Annotated in this window: 1 protein-coding gene; it reads right to left on the bottom strand. The window is 47.5% G+C overall.

Going from position 1 to position 625, the window contains the following annotated elements; all coding sequences use genetic code 11:
- Positions 1–613, bottom strand: a 613-nt coding sequence (locus C7K08_RS15045) for an ABC transporter transmembrane domain-containing protein (RefSeq protein ID WP_133165355.1), incomplete at its 3' end; no start/stop codon positions are given.
- Between the last annotated feature and the right edge of the window lie 12 nt (positions 614–625).

The raw sequence follows: 625 nt of genomic DNA, 5'->3' as shown, positions 1-625 counted from the left end.
GGCCTAATTCTTCTCTAACTCTGTAATTAGCTTTTCGATAACGCTGTTGAAGGCTTATCACAAGCCAGGTTATGGGGATTTGCAGAAACAGCAGCATTAATCCCAGCGGCCGATTGATTGATAGCATTAATGATGCGATTACTATAAAAGTAACCACATCGGCAATTACTCCAATTGCGCCTGAACCAAATACTTCCGCCAGGGCATCTACATCATTTGTTAATCGTGTTATCAATTTACCAACGGGGGTGCGGTCGTGAAAGCGCAGCGATAAATTGAGGGTGTGGCTAAATAAATCAACCCTTAATTGTGAGGTGAGTCGTTGGCCAATTGTTTGCACTAATAAGCTTTGGCTACCTTGCAGGGCGAGGCGCACCAACACTGCTACAAGTAATAAGCCGATCAACCAGCGCAGGGCCGAGGCCATTGGCATTGCTTGCAGCCACCACCAAGCCTGTTCACCGCGTAATACAGAAATTGCTTGGCCCACCAGTAGTGGTTGCACAGCACTAGCTGCAGCCACTGGTAAAAGGAGGCATATGGCAAGAAATAATCTGCGTCGATCCCGGGCCAGATATGGCAACAGGCGTTGCAGCCTACGCAAATCCTTCATTGATTATCAGGA

Origin of the sequence: Synechococcus lacustris str. Tous (assembly GCF_003011125.1) — a bacterium.
GTDB classification, from domain to species: domain Bacteria; phylum Cyanobacteriota; class Cyanobacteriia; order PCC-6307; family Cyanobiaceae; genus Synechococcus_D; species Synechococcus_D lacustris.
Note: the sequence above shows the minus strand (reverse complement) of the source record. Positions and strands in the feature narration are given on the sequence as shown.